This is a genomic window from Oceanicoccus sagamiensis, assembly GCF_002117105.1.
Lineage (GTDB): Bacteria > Pseudomonadota > Gammaproteobacteria > Pseudomonadales > Dasaniaceae > Oceanicoccus > Oceanicoccus sagamiensis.
Genome location: NZ_CP019343.1, coordinates 654,311 through 670,631, shown reverse-complemented (window position 1 = coordinate 670,631; position 16,321 = coordinate 654,311). Strand labels below are relative to the sequence as shown.

Genomic DNA, 16,321 nt, shown 5'->3' with positions numbered 1-16,321 from the left:
GAGTATGTTTACCTTGCTTCAAAAACTGGCTGTTTTCATCCTGATACTTATCGCATCCCTGCCTACTCTGGCGGCGGGCGCTGGCAGTGGGGGAGTGGCAAATTTTACCCCGGTACCAGGCACGACCTTATTTACCGATGTAAACGTCTTTAACGGCACCGATAACAAACTCTATAAAGGTATGAGTGTGCTCGTCGAAGGCACAACAATTACTCGTATCTCCGACAAGGCTATCGATGCGCCTGAAGGTGCTATGGTGATTGCGGGTAACGGCAAGACGCTGATGCCGGGCCTGATCGATGGCCATGTGCATTATATGATTAATGCCAATTTTGATACCGTCGAAAAAGAAATGGATCTGACCGATATAGCCATCCGCTCAACGCTGGTGGCTGAGCGGGCGTTAATGGATGGTTTTACGTCAGCAAGAGATATGGGCGGCCCTGCTTTTGGTCTTATGCGTAATATCAATAACGGCGTTATTATTGGCCCCCGCATTTTCCCCTCTGGCGCCTTTGTCTCTCAGACCTCCGGTCATGGTGATTTTCGAGATAGAGCCGATGCTGGTTTTGGCCCGCTAACAGCCTGGGATAAATCCAATTTTGAACAGTTTGGTATTGGTGCGGTAGCCGACGGCGAGACTGAGGTTTTAAAAGCGGTGCGGACCAACTTAAGAAATGGCGCTACCCAAATAAAAATTATGGCCGGTGGCGGTGGCTCTTCTCGCTTTGATCCTATCGACACCACCCAATACTCCAAAAAAGAAGTTTGCGCAGCGGTTGAGGCGGCTGCCGATTGGGGCACCTATGTTAGCTCCCATGTGTTTAATGATCGGGCTATGAACCGCTTAATGGACTGCGGTGTAAAAGCCTTTGACCACGGCTTCTTTATGACCGAAAAAGTCATGAAGCGTATCGCTAAAGAGGGGGTTTATGTGGTGCCTCAAATGTGGGGGCTATCACCTGATCTGGCCAAAAACCCACTGATGCCCGCCGAAAAATTACCCATGGTGGCCCAGCTGCAAGAAGTTTACGGTGACTTCGGTAAAAAACTGTTAAAGCACAAGGTGAAAGTGGTATTTGCTTCAGACTATGTGGGTGTTTATGCCGATGCCGAGCGCGCCCGTCGCTATGAGCTATGGTGGCGCACCCAGGCATTTGGTAGTAATTTTGAAGTGTTAAAGCAGTTAACCTCAAACGCCGGTGAGTTGTTAGAGCTCTCTGGTCCCCGCAACCCTTATGCGGCTTCCGGCAAGCTGGGCGTGATTGAAAAGGGTGCCGCAGCGGATATTCTATTAGTGGACGGTAATCCGCTAGAAGATATATCGGTGCTGGGGGCTACCGACAAATGGTTTGATGCCGACCCTGAATATAAGCAAATTGAAACGCTAAAAATCATTATGAAAGACGGCGTGATCTATAAAAACAGCCTTTAACCACTGCTTCCCTTAGAGTGGGGAGGGCATTATGTAAAGGCAGGTAAAGGAGATAGCCGACCTGCCTTACCCGGTGTAATGTACTTCCCTATCAAGATAACAACCAGTAAGGATTTAAACGTGAGCACACTAACATCGAATGTCGGTTCCGACTTTATTGATGGCTTATTTGAAAAAACCATCGCTACTCTGGGGCTAAGCTGTACCGAAGCCTCAACCATCAAAGAATATGCCCATCCGGCCTTTGGCAATCTGGGTTACCTGCAAGTGGTTGATGGTGGAGACCACCCGGATATTTTAAAAGTATTACATCTGCGCCTTAACTTCGCCCCGGTGGGGATGGAAGCCAATGCATTGCATGTGATTACCAAACCCGACAGCCTGGTACCCCATGCGGTGACTGAGTGTGTATTTTATGACCCTGAAGTTGATGCGCCGTTTGACCCCAAACACGATGGCCCACCAAATCTGGGTTTTTTCTGTAACGTAGTAGGTAAGGCCGACCCTGCGGTTAACCTCAAGTACCAGCAGAATGTATTTTTGCCGCTGGAAGAAATTAATAATGATGTGCGTGCTCTAACAGATGTGCGTATGGGCGCAATCCCTCGCCTGCAGATGTCTATTCTCCAGCCTTGGGCATTAGCGGTAACAACGCCGTTTTCTAACTTTGAGTTATTGCAGCAAGCCTCTGAGATGTATATCGCCCGCACACTGGATTTAGTAAAAGAAGGTGTTCCGGCGGATTGGCTGGAAGCTGGTGAGGCAGAGAGAAGCGCCATGCGTGACGCCCTGACCCGTACCAACTATTTATCGCCGGAAGTCGATCATATCTGGCCGCGTATGGAACAAATGGTTGGCAAGGAAGACAGTGATCGCCTGCGCGCCATTATGACCAGTCAGGAAGTGGAAACCAGTTACTGATACTGAGTGAGTCAATACTGTATGCTAAAGGGAGCGATAATAAGCTCCCTTTTTTTTACTGACCGTTTAGGGTGAGATCGATCATGACAACAAAGACCGGCAATCACGAGCTCAATATTAATCTGTTCGACCCTGAAACACAGCACTGCCCCTATGATGCCTATAAAGTATTGCGTGACGAAGCTCCTGTCTATCGAATGCCTGGTACCGATATCTATGTTGTTAGTCGCTATGATGATGTGCGCCAGGTACTGCTGGATACGCAAAGCTTTCCCAGCAGCGCAGAAGACACACCTTACCGGGCCAATACCGACAATATAGAACGTATCCAAAAAGTAGCGGCCCGTTTTCAGGAAAAAGGTTGGCTACCAGCACCTACACTGGGTGGCCGCGATGATCCCAATCACAAGCAAATGCGCGCCATGTTTAACGAGGCCTTTAAGCCCAGCCGGATACAAGAAATAGACCCGCTGGTTGAAAACCTGGCCTATGAATTGATAGATCAGTTTATTGACGATGGACGGTGTGACTTTGTTAAACAATTTGCGGTGCCTTTGCCCTTGTTTATTATCGGTGAGCAAATGGGTGCAAAGCGCGAAGATATGTGGCAGATCAAACGCTGGACCGATGCTTTTTTTCAGCGTATTTCAATGATGCTGAACGAAGAGCAGGAAATGGAAATGGTTGATCGCGAGATTGAAGCCCAGCATTATTTCCAACCTGTTTTTGAGCGGCTACGGGCAAACCCGAATGATTCTTTGATCAGCGTTTTAGTTAATACCGTGATTGAAGATTGGGGGCGGCCGCTTAATGATAATGAGCTGCATGCCGAGATGATGGCAGATACTTTTGTTGGCGGCAGCGAGACCACCACCAATGCGCTGGCGGCGGGGATTAAACTGCTGATAGAAAATAAAGATATCTGGCAGCAACTAAAAAGTGACCCCGAACAGTATATGAAAACTTTTGTCGAAGAGGTGTTGCGGTTGGAGTCGCCGGTACAGAGTTTAATGCGTTTTTGTGCGCGGGATACCGAGCTCCCCTCTGGCGGGGTAATACCCGCAGGTGGTTTGGTGAATATCCGCTATGCAGCGGCTAATCGCGATGAACGTGTGTTTGAATGCCCTGAGAAAATTGATTTGCAGCGGCCTAAAGCAGGTGCACATATGGGCTTTGGTTCAGGCAAGCATCATTGTCTTGGAGCCCCCTTGGCACGACGCGAGCTTATCTGGGGATTTACTGCTGTAGTCGATCGCTTTGAAGATATGTGGTTTGCACCGGGCAAGAGTGATTTTAGCTATCACCCTCATTTTTTACTGCGCTCTTTAAAAGAATTGCATATTGAATTTGAGCCAAGAAAAAAGTAAACAAGCGGCTTGTTCTGCACCATTATGTAGGGTGGATTGCAATCCACCAAACCCAACCATGAGTCTTAATAACCGGTGGATTATAATCCACCCTACGATACTGGTTTCAGAAAATTTCCCAGACAGGAAGACAGCCAGGTAGAAAGCGAGAAAATTTTAATATTGGGAGATTGCCAGATTCCCGCCTGCGCGGGAATGACAAGTGCGCAGCATTTACTAATTCGGGCCGTTATAAGGGGGTGATCACCGGCGTCACTGTAGTTGCACTGTTGCCTTGCCGATTAGCAGAGAACCTCTCTCTGCATGTTCCAGCCAGATATCACAATCAGCCAGTTGCAGATTGTTCTCTTCCCTTAAAGCAGTAATCGTGCCCTTGGCAATAACCCGGTCTTCATCCAGAACGACTTGCGGAAAAGTCATATAAAAACGCTTAATACACTCTGGCCCCATCCATTCGTGCAGCATATTAATCATATAACTTAAACCCAGAGGACCCTGATTAATTGTGCGTTTTCCCAAGCTGGCAGGCAGAGTAGCAGAGCCGACATTAAGATTGGCCACCGCCTCTCTATCCCAGTGCAGAGGATTTGGATCACGCAAAATAGCAGCCATAGTACGCATACGTTCTGCTGAAACACTTTCCATAACCCATTCGGGAATACTGTCACCTACCTTATAGTTGTTGCTCACAGTAAATTCCTCGTAAATTGCCAGGCCATCGTTACGCGGGCGGATAATGTATTGTCAGGGGTTCTCATTTCAAAACAAAATTGTAGCCAATCATAGGTTTGGCCAAGGTCGTTTTGGCGGCGTTCTGCGGTAACAATTTTCCCCGTAATATCATAAGTTACCTCTTCAATCAGCGGCTCAAACATTTCCCAATCATAGTACTCGGGAATAATAGAGAGGTCCGACTCCGCCTGGCCCAATTCAAACATTTCCGCAATGCTGGTATTGGCACCTCGAATAGGCACATGAAACATAGCCACCGGGTGTACCATATTATTAGGCAGCACTTCTCCGCCAGTACAACCGGTTAATAAATAATTTTCCCAGTGTTCAATTTTATAACGACCGCCGGGGAATTGATGGCCGGCGAGGGCGGTGATTTCTTCCAGGGGCGGCATGGCTTTCATCGGCACGATGGTCCTTTTATCACTTTGCCTGACTATGCTGGTACAGGCTGTATTATTGTTATTACTAAGGCATGGCACTGTAACAAGCCTGTTTAGTAAAATCTACTTTCGCTGGTTCTGGCAAGGGGTATAATCCATAGCCCCGGATTGCAATAAAACAATAATGAAGGCTAATCGATTATGGACAATAAAACCGTTACCGTCTTTGGTGCCAGTGGCCGGCAGGGCCTGGCGCAAATCCGCCAGCTTCGCGCCCAGGGCTATTGGGTCAGGGCTGTTAGCCGATCTCCCGAGCGTTTCTATACCCGAGAATTTGAAGGGGTTGCGGTGGTGCAGGCCGACTACAATGACCTTAATAGTCTGGTCAAAGCCTGCGACAATGCCGATGCGGTATTCTTTACCCACCCGATGTTTGAAGATGCTCTTCATGTTAATGACCATATTGCCCGTGTAGGTGAGGCGGCGAAGATAGTGGGTGTTAAGCGCCTGGTCTATAACACCAGTTCCTGGGTGCCAGACACTCCCTGTGGCGAACCCAACTACGATGGCAACCTTATCCGCGAAAATATTTTTGCTGCCTGCGGTGTGCCATTAACCGTTATTCGTCCGGTATTGTTTATGGACAATTTACTAACGAATTGGGTAAAGCCGGCATTGGTCAACGAAGGTGTTTATCGTTACCCCCATCAACCTACCATGCGGGCTAACTGGATCTGTCTGGATGACGTGGCTAAATTTATGATTGCTGCCATACAGCGTGAAGACCTGATTGGTGAGCGAATTATTATTGGCGGGCCAGACGCCTTATTGCCCGATGAAGTTGCCAGCCATTTATCACAGGCTTTTGGTAAAACGATCAGCTTTGAATATATCACGCCACGGCATTATGGTGAGTTTATGCATGATGTATTTGGTGATGTGTCGCCACTGGATCGCGAGAGCTATGCGGCGGCGCTGGATGACTTTTATCAATACAATAATAAAACCAATGGCCGTGCCTTTCTGGTTGATATGCAGCCGGTGCTTAAGCGTATTCCGATTAAACTGACATCAATGGCAGAGTGGGCTAAACAGCAGGATTGGGTATTGCGGGATAATGGGCCTTCCGGAGGTTAGCTAAAGCCAGTGCCATTCTAGAAGGGGTGGCCAACATTTAAATAAAAGCCGTCGTTATTATCCTTGCCCACCGCATATTGGGCGCGCAATACAATCTTATCCACTGGCTTAATGGTATAGATTAGCCCCACCGAGGCCGATGGGTACCAGTTATCGTAGTTGCCACAATCTCCAGTATTGTTATACAGGCAGGCCATCCCCGCCGAGGCACTATAGCCCCAGGTTTTATTAATCTGGAAGCGGCCATCGACTTCGGCAACCGTCATATGTTCCGCCAGATATTCGCCGCCTACATACCCCCGTAAATCCAGAGAGCTTAAACCGCCGGTTTCAGCATTATTTGAAAAGCGCCCGCTAAGTCTGGCCGCTAAAACATGCTTGTCGAAGATAGTGGTATAACGATGATACTTAACGGTATAGCTATCAAAGGAGCTTTCGCCACCGAAGCTTTGCCGGTAGGCAAAGTTATTAATGTCGAAAGTGGTGCCGGTTGCAGGTGAATTCTGGTTATCTCTGGTGTCGTATAAAATAGCTAGCCCCATTCCCACCGCTTTGGTGTCGGTTAAACCCACCAGTTGGGCGACGATACTGGAATAGGCATTATCGCCACTGACGCCGATATCGGAGGCGGCAGCTTGACCACCGATAAACCAGTTCTCCCAGAGTTGGTATTGGTAGCGCAGCATATAAATATCGAAGGTATTACTAGTTTGCAGGGGAATGCCTGCGTTGGCAAAATCATCAAAGTCATTGCGCAGTTTGCCGTCAATATATAAGCCAAAGAGGCGGTGCTTATCTTCGCCAAAATAGGTATTGGCAAAAAACACGGAGTACCATGAATCGGTTTCGCTATAGGTACTGGCATTGCCAAAGGTGGATACCGGCGATTGCTTATCAAAATGTGTCAGATAGCCAGCCACAAACCCTGCCGAGGTGCCAACTTTGGGGTCACTGGTGGCCACGGGTGCAAATAGCCAAGGGGATTGTTCAGCTTTCTCCGGGTTAGGCGAATCAGTGGTTTGTGCTGTCAAACTGGTGGTAAAAGAAAGCAGGCTAAAACCCAGAGCCCTATAAAGTATTGTTTTTATCATGGCTTGCACGTTTATTTAATAGTTGAGATTGGCAATATATAGCCAGCATAATAAACGTCTGCTTATGCTGGCACTAGATCACTGTACGGATAAAAAGCCTAAGCGGATTGAGCAATGCTGCTGTAGGGTGGATTGCAATCCACCAAACCCAGCCATGAGTACCCTATACCGGTGGATTATAATCCACCCTACCCAGTGCAGTTGGTTCCCATCGTATAAAGAACTATGAGACAGGCTAGACCACTGTAGGGATAAAAAGCCTAAGCGGATTGAGCGATACTGCTGTAGGGTGGATTGCAATCCACCAAACCCAGCCATGAGTACCCTATACCGGTGGATTATAATCCACCCTACCCAGTGCAGTTGGTTCCCATCGTATAAAGAACTATGAGACAGGCTAGACCACTGTAGGGATAAAAAGCCTAAGCGGATTGAGCAATGCTGCTGTAGGGTGGATTGCAATCCACCAAACCCAGCCATGAGTACCCTATACCGGTGGATTATAATCCACCCTACCCAGTGCAGTTGGTTCCCAGCGTATAAAGAACTATGAGACAGACTAGACCACTGTGGGGATAAAAAGCCTAAGCGGACTGAGCGATGCTGCTGTAGGGTGGATTGCAATCCACCAAACCCAGTCATGAGTACCCTATACCGGTGGATTATAATCCACCCTACCCAGTGCAGTTGGTTCCCAGCGTATAAAGAACTATGAGACAGACTAGACCACTGTGGGGATAAAAAGCCTAAGCGGACTGAGCGATGCTGCTGTAGGGTGGATTGCAATCCACCAAACCCAGTCATGAGTACCCTATACCGGTGGATTATAATCCACCCTACCCAGTGCAGTTGGTTCCCAGCGTATAAAGAACTATGAGACAGACTAGACCACTGTGGGGATAAAAAGCCTAAGCGGACTGAGCGATGCTGCTGTAGGGTGGATTGCAATCCACCAAACCCAGCCATGAGTACCCTATACCGGTGGATTATAATCCACCCTACCCAGTGCAGTTGGTTCACGGCCTATAAAGAACTATGAGGCGGTTCACCCTCTCTATAAAAACATCCAATAAAAAAGCAGCCGAGAGGCTGCTTCTTTGTACTGCGTGTTCTAGCTTATGCCGCTGGAGGCGCCTGGGGGCTTTCCTCTTCAATATTGGCTACGCCACGCTGGCTAAAGGCCCAGCCCAGATACACCAGACATAAAGCCAGGGCCACCAACCATGCTGCTGAGAAACCATAAAAGTGCAATACCACGCCGCCTAACAGCGGCCCGGTCACACGTCCCCATGCTGACATAGAAGAGGTAGTCCCCATCATCTGACCGCGGAAACGGAAAGGAGTACGCTTGGAAGTAATCGAGTTCAGAATGGGCAGACACAGCGTTGACCCTGTTACCGTCATACAGAAGGCCAGAATCATAAAGGGTGTAGTCTCAGCCATCGAGGCGGCGATAAAGCCGACACAGGTTAGACCGATACCCATCATTAGGAAATTAACTTCACCCATTTTGGTTGAGAGTGGCCCAATCAACTTAATCTGAATAAAGGCCATAGCCAGACCTTGCACACCAAACACAATACCTACATCACGAGGGCCCCAATCTAATAGGGTGGCAACCCATAGCGGGAACAGGAAGCTGATCACACTAACGCAAGTGTTGTGGAGGGTAAAAATCGACGCCAAGACCGTGTTGTGTGTTTCCTTCAGCATTTTCAGCAAAGAAACTTTCTGGTGTTGGGCCTGCTCTGCGGCATGCTCTTCCCGCTTCTCCGGTGTCATGGTTTCTTCCAGCAAGAAAAAACCTGCCACAATCGCCAAGGTAGAAAGACCCGCAGCGACAAAGAAGGGCAGAGTATAAGACTCGCCGTTACCGCTGAGTACACCACCTAAGGTTGGTCCGATAACCATACCCAAGCCAAAGGCTGCACCAATCATGCCCATACCTTTGGCGCGATTTTCGGGCGTCGTCATATCGGCAATCATCGCCGAGGCTACACCAAAGTTACCGGCCATCCAGCCACCAAAAGCGCGCCAGAAGTAAATCGCGGTAAGCGTGGTAGCGAAAGCCAGGCCAATATAGGAAATGGCTGCACCGGCCAGACAGATCAGGATAATTGGCTTGCGGCCAAAGCGATCACTTAAGCGACCCCAGAACGGACCACATAAGCCGTTAAAAATGGAATAGGTAGCGATAATCAGGCCGATCTCAAGATTGGAGGCCCCCATATCCGGTGCCAGAAATGGCAAAATCGGGATAACAATACCAAAGCCAATCAGATCGATCAGCACAGTTGCAAAGAGAAATTTCATGGAATAACTTCTTAATAAAGAACGAGGTGCGTACTTTACTGATTTCCCTACATTAAGTAAGTAAATATTTGCAAAGTTGGCTGAAAAAGTGAGTTATCAGGGAGGGCGGCCTGCGCTTGTACGCAGGCCAATAGTAACTAACGCTCAACTGCAATGGCGACACCCTGGCCACCACCAATACATAGCGTAGCCAGCCCTTTATTGGCCTTGCGACGCTTCATCTCATGCAGCAGGGTAACTAACACTCTGGCGCCGGAGGCGCCAATCGGGTGCCCCAGAGCAATAGCTCCGCCATTAACATTAATAATACTGGTATCCCATTCCAGCTCAGCGTTAACCCCTAATGACTGTGCAGAAAAAGCTTCATTGGATTCCACCAGATCAAGGTCGCCAATAGCCCAGCCCGCTTTCTCCAGACATTTTTTTGAGGCAGGTACAGGGCCTGTGCCCATAATCGTCGGGTCGACACCGGCACTTGCATAGGCGGCAATGGTTGCCAGAGGCTCCAGCCCAAGTTCTTTGGCTTTGCTTTCGCTCATAATCAATAGTGCTGCAGCACCGTCATTAATCCCCGAGGCATTACCTGCGGTGACACTGCCGTCTTTTTTAAAGGCGGGGCGTAATTTACCCAGACTTTCTGCGGTGGTTCCTGCGCGAGGAAATTCATCGGTGGCAAAAACCACTGGGTCCCCGCGGCGTTGCGGAATATCGACCGGAATAATTTCATCATCAAATTTGTTTTGCTCAATGGCTGCCTGTGCCTTGGCTTGAGAGGCGGCGGCAAACTCATCCTGTTGTTCGCGGCTGATGGCATATTTACTGGCGATATTTTCCGCGGTAATGCCCATATGATAATCATTAAAGGCATCCCATAAACCATCAACAATCATCGAGTCTTTTAAGGCCCAGTCACCCATGGTTTGGCCATTGCGTGATTTGGGTAAGAGGTGTGGTGAGAGGCTCATATTTTCCTGGCCACCAGCAATAATAATATCGGCATCGCCGCAGAGAATGGCCTGTGCCGCCAGGTGAACGGTTTTTAAACCACTGCCGCAGACTTTATTAATCGTCATTGCCGGGCAGGTATCAGGCAGACCCGCTTCGATAACAGCTTGCCTGGCAGGGTTTTGGCCCGCGCCAGCGGTTAGCACTTGGCCTAAAATCACTTCATCAATTTGCTCGGCAGCTACTCCTGAGCGATCAAGCAGAGCGATAATGACTTTGGCTCCCAGTGTATGGGCGGGGACAGTTGCTAAAGAGCCATTAAAATTTCCCAGTGCAGTGCGCACTGCATCGACAATTACCACCTTGCGGTCGGCGTCTATATGCATGGTGTTTCTCCAGTGTTTTTAAGTATTTGTTTTATTAAAAGCTCATCTCGGGGACAGTTTCCGGCACCACTAATTCGCCCGCCGTTTTTTGGATGATTTCATCGACCGAAACACCCGGTGCTCGTTCTTTAAGCCAGAATTTACCGTCGGCTATTTCGATATAGGCTAAATCGGTCACGACTTTTTTAATACAGGCTGCACCGGTCAGTGGCAAGGTACATTGTGGCAGTAATTTTGAGTCGCCATGTTTGGAGGCATGGGTCATAGTCACCACAATATTATCTGCCCCGGCTACCAGGTCCATAGCGCCGCCCATGCCCTTAATTAATTTGCCGGGAATCATATAGGAGGCGATATTGCCCATAACATCCACCTCAAAGGCGCCGAGTACAGTCAGGTCAACATGGCCGCCGCGAATCATGGCAAAAGACTCGGCTGAAGAAAAAATTGAAGCACCCGTTACAGCAGTGACGGTTTGCTTACCCGCATTAATCATATCCGCATCAATGTCATCTTCGGTGGGGAAGGGGCCCATACCGAGTAAGCCGTTTTCCGATTGCAGCATCACTTCCATCCCCTTAGGGACATAGTTAGCTACCAGAGTAGGAATGCCAATACCCAGATTGACATAAAAACCATCGCTTAATTCCTGGGCCACGCGCATGGCCAATTGTTCTCTATTTAAAGCCATTTGCTTACTCCTGGTCCTTGCGAACAGTGCGTTGTTCAATGCGTTTTTCAAAGCTGCCTAAAATCAGACGGTCCACATAAATGCCGGGGGTGTGAATATGGGTGGGGTCCAATTCCCCTGGCTCAACAATCTCTTCAACTTCCACCACGGTGATTTTTCCCGCAGTAGCGGCCATGGGGTTAAAGTTTTGTGCGGTGTGGCGATAGATTAAATTGCCATAGCGGTCAGCCTTCCAGGCTTTAACGATAGCAAAATCACCAGTGATGGACTCTTCCAGAATATAGTGGCGGTCATTAAAGATTTTAACTTCTTTGCCTTGGCCCACTTCGGTGCCGTAGCCGGTGGCGGTATAAAAGGCGGGAATACCTGCACCACCTGCGCGCATTTTTTCTGCCAGTGTGCCCTGTGGTGTTAACTCTACTTCCAGTGTGCTGTTTAATAGCTGTTGTTCAAACAGCTTATTTTCACCGACATAAGAAGACACCATTTTTTTAATTTGCTGGTCTTCAAGCAAGACCCCCAAACCAAAACCATCGATGCCACAATTATTGGAAACCACCGTCAGGTCGCGGGCGCCCCGGCGCTTGATTTCACTAATCAGATTCTCGGGAATACCACATAAACCAAAGCCACCGGCCAAAATGGTCATGCCATCGGCAAGCCCTTCCATTGCCTGCTCATAACTGTCCACTACTTTGTCAAAACCCGCCATTCGTCAAACTCCTCAAGCTACTTTGTTGCCAACCATGGCGCAGTCTATTATATTAATCAAATGAATAAATTGGATAAATTGATAGATTTAATCGAATAATGAGTCAGAGAGCCTCCACTGCCAATGTCACCTTAAAACAGGTTCGGGCCTTTGTGGCCGTGGTCCAGTCCAATAGCTTTGCTGAAGCTGCCGTGGCTATCCATTTATCGCAGCCGGCTTTAAGCAGCGCTATTAAAATGTTGGAGGTGGCTCTGGGTGGGCAATTATTAATACGCACCACCAGAACCTTTGCCATGACCCCGGAAGGGGAGAGCTTTTACCCGGTAGCCTTAAGGTTATTGGCAGACTGGGATGGCGCTTTAGATAATCTGCATAACCGCTTTGCTCTGCGCGAAGGTAAAATCAGCATCGCTGCCATGCCGTCTTTTGCCGGTAACCAGCTACCGATTGCCATTCGAGATTTTCGGGATAATTACCCCGCGGTAAAAATTGCCCTTAATGATGTGATTGCTGAAGAGGTGGTAGCGATGGTGCGTAGTGGGCGCGTAGAGCTGGGTATTAGTTTTGACCCCGGTGATAGCGATGACCTGATCTTTACCCCGCTATTTGAAGACCGTTTTGTTGCCGTGTTACCCAGCGGCCATGGTTTGCTACAACAGAAACGGGTCAGTGCGGGTAAATTATTGGCTACCGATTTTATTGCCCTGCAAGCGCCTTCCCGTGTACGTGAATTGATTGCTGATGAGTTTGCCAGCGAAGGTTTGTCGCTCTCACCCGCTTTTGAAACCCATCAGCTGGCTACTATCGGGCGCATGGTGGCCAATGGTTTAGGGGTTAGTGTGGTACCTTCTTTGTGCCAGCAACAGATGAATGAGTTGGGCGCACACTGCCTGCCTTTAATTAAACCCAGTATCCGCCAGCAGGTTGGCATTATTACCAGTCGCCGTTATCCTTTATCCGCTGCCTGTGAGGCCATGGCAGCCACCCTGCAACAAACCTTTGCCGGTGGCATCTAACTATCTTATTTAATCTGGAGCTTGTATGAGTATTGAAGATTTAACCATCGGTGAAGACATTCGCCGCAAAGTGATGGGGACTAAGCATGTCGATGCCTCTTTGGGTAATGCCACTGACTTTGATCGGCCACTGCAAGATGCTGCTATGGAGCATGTCTGGGGCGGTGTTTGGACGCGGGATGGTTTAGAGCATAAAACCCGCAGTATAGTTACCGTGTCGATGCTAATTGCCTTGCAGGCGCACGGTGAGTTAAAAGGGCATTTACGCGGGGCGCTAAATAATGGGGTTAGCCCCGAAGAAATTCGCGAAATTATTATGCACTCAGCAGCCTATTGCGGCTATCCGGCCGCTTTGGCAGCTATGCGGGTGGCAAGAGATGTTATTGATAGTTACCAGGAGTAGTTGGTTATGAAAATCATCCGAAGCTTGTTTTTGCTGTTCAGCGTTGCTGCCATACTTTGGGGATGCCAGGCCACTGGCAGCTATTATAAAGAGGAAAAATTGGCTCAGGGTACTGGGGCTATTTATATTTACCGGCCCAATATTGGCTTAAATGGCAAGGCGCTGGAATCGCCTGAGGTTTTTATTGATGGGGTTTCTTTAGGAATATTGGATGCTGATGGTTATCAGTTTGTGGTGCTACCGGCAGGCGAATACCCGATTCGTATTACCGGGCTAACGGAAAACGCAGACTGGTCATTTCGGGATATTAAACGCAGCTTAAAGGTAAAGCCGGGCACGCATAATTTCTATCGTTTGATGGTGCGTTATGATCCCAAAAGTAATGTCTTAGGTAAGCCGGGTATGGATCATCTCTTATTCTTAACCCCGGTAGAGCCCGATGATGCCATTTATGAAATCAAAGATTCGAGGCTCTCAATGAGCCAATAATCATAAGGCTTATCTAAGCTATTCTTCGTTGGGTGTTGGGTAGGCTTCGTTTTTATGGGCACCTGCCCCTTGCCGGTCCAGGGTGCCGATATCCAATACCGGGGAGGCATCCAGATGTTGGGCGTTCATCATCTGACCAACCCGTTGCAGTGACGCAATAATCATCATTTGTTCCCAGTCATGTAAATCTGAAAACTGTTTGGTAAATTGTTCTTGCAGCGGTGTGGGTGATGTTTTTAGCACCTCGGTGGCAGCATCGGTTAAGTAGGCATGAACTTTTCGCTTATCTTCCGTGGAGCGCTCGCGATAAACCAGTTCGCGTTTTTCAAGTCGGTCAAGAATGGTGGTAATAGTTGCCGCGCTAAGGCTCATCTCATTGGCAAGTTCACCAATGGTAACCTGGCCTTTATTGCGGATAGTTTGCAACAGTAAAACCTGCGGCGAGGTGAGGCCGGTAGTTTTGGCCAGATATTTTGAATGCATATCCGTGGCGCGAATAATACGACGCAGGGAAATAAGCACTTCATCAATGCGGTCCAAGGCGAGACTCCTGAGTGAATCGATTTTGCGCGATTATTCAATAAAAACCCGAGCTTTGCCAGTACTCAGTGGGTCTTGGGCAGGTGCGAGCGTTCCTTGCTTAAGCCAATAATCAAGCTACCGCACATGGTTAATAGCACTAGAGTAAAGGGTAGGCCGGTAGCAATAGCTCCCGCTTGCAGTGCGCTGAGTGCTGCTTTGCCGCCACCAAATAATAAAGTTCCAGCAATCAGTCCGCCCATCACCGCCCAAAAGATACGCTGCGGTATTGGTGCATCCAGTTTGCCGCCTGCGGTAATACTATCGATGACCAGAGAGCCAGAGTCAGAGGAGGTTACAAAAAATACCATCACTAACATAATTCCTAAGCCAGTGGTGAGTTGCGCCAGGGGAAGTTGTTGCAGCATTTGAAAGGTCGCAAGGCTTGGAGAGCTTAGGCCATTGGCCAGTTCACCAATACCATTTTGCGCTTGCACCAGTGCGCTAACACCAAAGGTGCTCATCCATAACAGCGTTACCACTACAGGGACTAGTAGTACGGCAATAATAAATTCCCGCAGGGTGCGGCCCTTTGAGATACGGGCGATAAACATACCGACAAATGGTGACCAACTAACCCACCAGGCCCAGTAAAATACTGTCCAGTCCTGCATCCATTGGGTGTCGGGGCGATCGCTCCAAAGACTTAAGGGGATTAGCTGAGCAATATAAGTCCCGGTTGTTGCCAGAATGCCGTTAACTATGGCTTGCGTTGGGCCTGCAAAAAAAACAAACAAAAACAGCAGGAAGGCCACCAGCATATTGATATTGCTAAGTACTTTGACCCCCCCCTCTAAACCACGGAACACAGAAATAACCGCGATAAAGGTGACGCCAATAACAATACCGATTTTGGTATTCAATTGGTCGGGAATACCAAATAGAAAATTTAGCCCGGCCGAGACTTGTGATGCGCCAAGCCCGAGAGAGGTGGCAAGGCCAAAAATAGTTGCCAGTACTGCCAGGATATCAATGCCATGGCCTAACCAGCCCCAGACCCGGTCACCAAATAAAGGATAAAACACCGAGCGAATGGTTAGGGGCATACCCTTGTTGTAATAGAAAAAGGCCAGCGCCAGGCCCACCACCGCATAAATAGACCAGGCGTGAAAGCCCCAGTGATAGAGCGTTGCCGGTATGGCCAGTGCCGCGGCATCATCACTAAAAGCCTCAACCGCAAAGGGGGTGCCGCCCCAGCCACTAAAATAGGCCATCGGTTCGGCCACGCCCCAAAACATCAGTCCTATACCCATACCGGCGGCAAATAACATAGAGAACCAGGACATCCGCGAGAAGTCCGGTTGAGCTTTGGCGCCACCCAGTCGAATACGACCAAAGGGGGAGGCAGCCAGACCAATACAAAACAGCAATAGAAAATTGGCGGAGCCCATTAAAAACCAGTCAAAGTTAGTCAGGCACCAGGCTTTAACATCATTGAGCAGGGTATTGGCCCCTTCCGGGTAAATAATCGTGCCGGTGACAAACAAAATAATCAGCAGCGAGCTAAGAAAGAACACCGGGTTATGGATATCCATGCCCATAATTTCCACATTATCCTGGCCCACTTCGTAATCGATGGGGTAGTGCTGAGTGCCGCTGTTTTTCTGCTGCATAATGCCTCGGTGGGGATATTATTTAGATGTCTATGGAATTTGGTGGCTTTAATAGCCCGTTAATGGGCTATTTGTTTAGAGTTCTTAATATATGTGGTGCTTGCTTCC

16 protein-coding genes are annotated in these 16,321 nt (G+C 48.7%); 7 read left to right on the top strand and 9 right to left on the bottom strand.

Annotated features, from left to right (window positions below):
- The first annotated feature begins 4 nt into the window (after positions 1 to 4).
- From BST96_RS02965 to BST96_RS02955, 3 genes are all read left to right on the top strand, one after another.
- Positions 5 to 1,435: a metal-dependent hydrolase family protein gene (locus tag BST96_RS02965; protein WP_085757256.1), complete on the top strand. Its 1,431-nt coding sequence runs from the start codon at positions 5 to 7 to the stop codon at positions 1,433 to 1,435.
- A gap of 120 nt (positions 1,436 to 1,555) precedes the next feature.
- Positions 1,556 to 2,356, top strand: a complete 801-nt coding sequence (locus BST96_RS02960; protein ID WP_085757255.1) for a hypothetical protein — start codon at positions 1,556 to 1,558, stop codon at positions 2,354 to 2,356.
- A gap of 83 nt (positions 2,357 to 2,439) precedes the next feature.
- Positions 2,440 to 3,723: a cytochrome P450 gene (locus BST96_RS02955; RefSeq protein ID WP_085757254.1), complete on the top strand. Its 1,284-nt coding sequence runs from the start codon at positions 2,440 to 2,442 to the stop codon at positions 3,721 to 3,723.
- Between the two features lie 252 nt (positions 3,724 to 3,975).
- Here the strand turns inward: BST96_RS02955 and BST96_RS02950 are convergent, their stop codons facing one another.
- Positions 3,976 to 4,413 carry a MaoC family dehydratase gene (locus tag BST96_RS02950; protein WP_085757253.1) on the bottom strand — a complete coding sequence of 146 codons (438 nt, stop codon included), beginning with the start codon at positions 4,411 to 4,413 and terminating at the stop codon, positions 3,976 to 3,978.
- Positions 4,410 to 4,859, bottom strand: a complete 450-nt coding sequence (locus tag BST96_RS02945) for a hypothetical protein (protein ID WP_085757252.1) — start codon at positions 4,857 to 4,859, stop codon at positions 4,410 to 4,412. Before BST96_RS02945 ends, BST96_RS02950 begins: the two co-directional genes overlap by 4 nt.
- A gap of 180 nt (positions 4,860 to 5,039) precedes the next feature.
- On the opposite strand from BST96_RS02945, the gene BST96_RS02940 reads away from it, so the two are divergent.
- Positions 5,040 to 5,975, top strand: a complete 936-nt coding sequence (locus BST96_RS02940) for an SDR family oxidoreductase (protein WP_085757251.1) — start codon at positions 5,040 to 5,042, stop codon at positions 5,973 to 5,975.
- Between the two features lie 17 nt (positions 5,976 to 5,992).
- Here the strand turns inward: BST96_RS02940 and BST96_RS02935 are convergent, their stop codons facing one another.
- The 5 genes from BST96_RS02935 to BST96_RS02915 form a co-directional block, all read right to left on the bottom strand.
- Complete coding sequence (locus BST96_RS02935) at positions 5,993 to 7,066, bottom strand: BamA/TamA family outer membrane protein (RefSeq protein ID WP_157117828.1); 1,074 nt, start codon at positions 7,064 to 7,066, stop codon at positions 5,993 to 5,995.
- Positions 7,067 to 8,182: 1,116 nt separating this feature from the next.
- Positions 8,183 to 9,379, bottom strand: a complete 1,197-nt coding sequence (locus BST96_RS02930; RefSeq protein ID WP_085757249.1) for an MFS transporter — start codon at positions 9,377 to 9,379, stop codon at positions 8,183 to 8,185.
- A 137-nt stretch (positions 9,380 to 9,516) separates the two neighbouring features.
- Positions 9,517 to 10,710 carry an acetyl-CoA C-acetyltransferase gene (locus BST96_RS02925; protein WP_085757248.1) on the bottom strand — a complete coding sequence of 398 codons (1,194 nt, stop codon included), beginning with the start codon at positions 10,708 to 10,710 and terminating at the stop codon, positions 9,517 to 9,519.
- A 34-nt stretch (positions 10,711 to 10,744) separates the two neighbouring features.
- Complete coding sequence (locus BST96_RS02920) at positions 10,745 to 11,401, bottom strand: 3-oxoacid CoA-transferase subunit B (RefSeq protein WP_085757247.1); 657 nt, start codon at positions 11,399 to 11,401, stop codon at positions 10,745 to 10,747.
- Between the two features lie 4 nt (positions 11,402 to 11,405).
- Positions 11,406 to 12,113, bottom strand: a complete 708-nt coding sequence (locus BST96_RS02915) for a CoA transferase subunit A (RefSeq protein WP_085757246.1) — start codon at positions 12,111 to 12,113, stop codon at positions 11,406 to 11,408.
- A 98-nt stretch (positions 12,114 to 12,211) separates the two neighbouring features.
- Here BST96_RS02915 and BST96_RS02910 point away from each other — a divergent pair, with 98 nt between their 5' ends.
- The 3 genes from BST96_RS02910 to BST96_RS02900 are packed head-to-tail and all read left to right on the top strand — an operon-like array spanning position 12,212 to position 14,021.
- Positions 12,212 to 13,129, top strand: a complete 918-nt coding sequence (locus BST96_RS02910) for a LysR family transcriptional regulator (protein ID WP_085757245.1) — start codon at positions 12,212 to 12,214, stop codon at positions 13,127 to 13,129.
- A gap of 25 nt (positions 13,130 to 13,154) precedes the next feature.
- On the top strand, positions 13,155 to 13,532 hold the full coding sequence (locus BST96_RS02905; protein ID WP_085757244.1) for a carboxymuconolactone decarboxylase family protein: 378 nt from the start codon (positions 13,155 to 13,157) through the stop codon (positions 13,530 to 13,532).
- Between the two features lie 6 nt (positions 13,533 to 13,538).
- The gene (locus tag BST96_RS02900; RefSeq protein WP_085757243.1) at positions 13,539 to 14,021 is read left to right on the top strand and encodes a DUF2846 domain-containing protein; all 483 of its coding nucleotides are present in this window, start codon (positions 13,539 to 13,541) and stop codon (positions 14,019 to 14,021) included.
- An 18-nt stretch (positions 14,022 to 14,039) separates the two neighbouring features.
- Here the strand turns inward: BST96_RS02900 and BST96_RS02895 are convergent, their stop codons facing one another.
- Positions 14,040 to 14,561 carry a MarR family winged helix-turn-helix transcriptional regulator gene (locus tag BST96_RS02895; RefSeq protein ID WP_240554884.1) on the bottom strand — a complete coding sequence of 174 codons (522 nt, stop codon included), beginning with the start codon at positions 14,559 to 14,561 and terminating at the stop codon, positions 14,040 to 14,042.
- A 65-nt stretch (positions 14,562 to 14,626) separates the two neighbouring features.
- Positions 14,627 to 16,213: a BCCT family transporter gene (locus tag BST96_RS02890; protein ID WP_085757242.1), complete on the bottom strand. Its 1,587-nt coding sequence runs from the start codon at positions 16,211 to 16,213 to the stop codon at positions 14,627 to 14,629.
- Between the last annotated feature and the right edge of the window lie 108 nt (positions 16,214 to 16,321).

Excerpts from the sequence above, each read along its gene's own strand:
- BST96_RS02925 (WP_085757248.1), bottom strand. The coding sequence starts at position 10,710 with ATGCATATAGACGCCGACCGCAAGGTGGTAATTGTCGATGCAGTGCGC.
- BST96_RS02905 (WP_085757244.1), top strand. The coding sequence starts at position 13,155 with ATGAGTATTGAAGATTTAACCATCGGTGAAGACATTCGCCGCAAAGTG.
- BST96_RS02900 (WP_085757243.1), top strand. The coding sequence starts at position 13,539 with ATGAAAATCATCCGAAGCTTGTTTTTGCTGTTCAGCGTTGCTGCCATA.
- BST96_RS02930 (WP_085757249.1), bottom strand. The coding sequence starts at position 9,379 with ATGAAATTTCTCTTTGCAACTGTGCTGATCGATCTGATTGGCTTTGGT.
- BST96_RS02955 (WP_085757254.1), top strand. The coding sequence starts at position 2,440 with ATGACAACAAAGACCGGCAATCACGAGCTCAATATTAATCTGTTCGAC.
- BST96_RS02940 (WP_085757251.1), top strand. The coding sequence starts at position 5,040 with ATGGACAATAAAACCGTTACCGTCTTTGGTGCCAGTGGCCGGCAGGGC.
- BST96_RS02935 (WP_157117828.1), bottom strand. The coding sequence starts at position 7,066 with ATGATAAAAACAATACTTTATAGGGCTCTGGGTTTTAGCCTGCTTTCT.
- BST96_RS02890 (WP_085757242.1), bottom strand. The coding sequence starts at position 16,213 with ATGCAGCAGAAAAACAGCGGCACTCAGCACTACCCCATCGATTACGAA.
- BST96_RS02915 (WP_085757246.1), bottom strand. The coding sequence starts at position 12,113 with ATGGCGGGTTTTGACAAAGTAGTGGACAGTTATGAGCAGGCAATGGAA.
- BST96_RS02920 (WP_085757247.1), bottom strand. The coding sequence starts at position 11,401 with ATGGCTTTAAATAGAGAACAATTGGCCATGCGCGTGGCCCAGGAATTA.
- BST96_RS02945 (WP_085757252.1), bottom strand. The coding sequence starts at position 4,859 with ATGAAAGCCATGCCGCCCCTGGAAGAAATCACCGCCCTCGCCGGCCAT.
- BST96_RS02965 (WP_085757256.1), top strand. The coding sequence starts at position 5 with ATGTTTACCTTGCTTCAAAAACTGGCTGTTTTCATCCTGATACTTATC.
- BST96_RS02910 (WP_085757245.1), top strand. The coding sequence starts at position 12,212 with ATGAGTCAGAGAGCCTCCACTGCCAATGTCACCTTAAAACAGGTTCGG.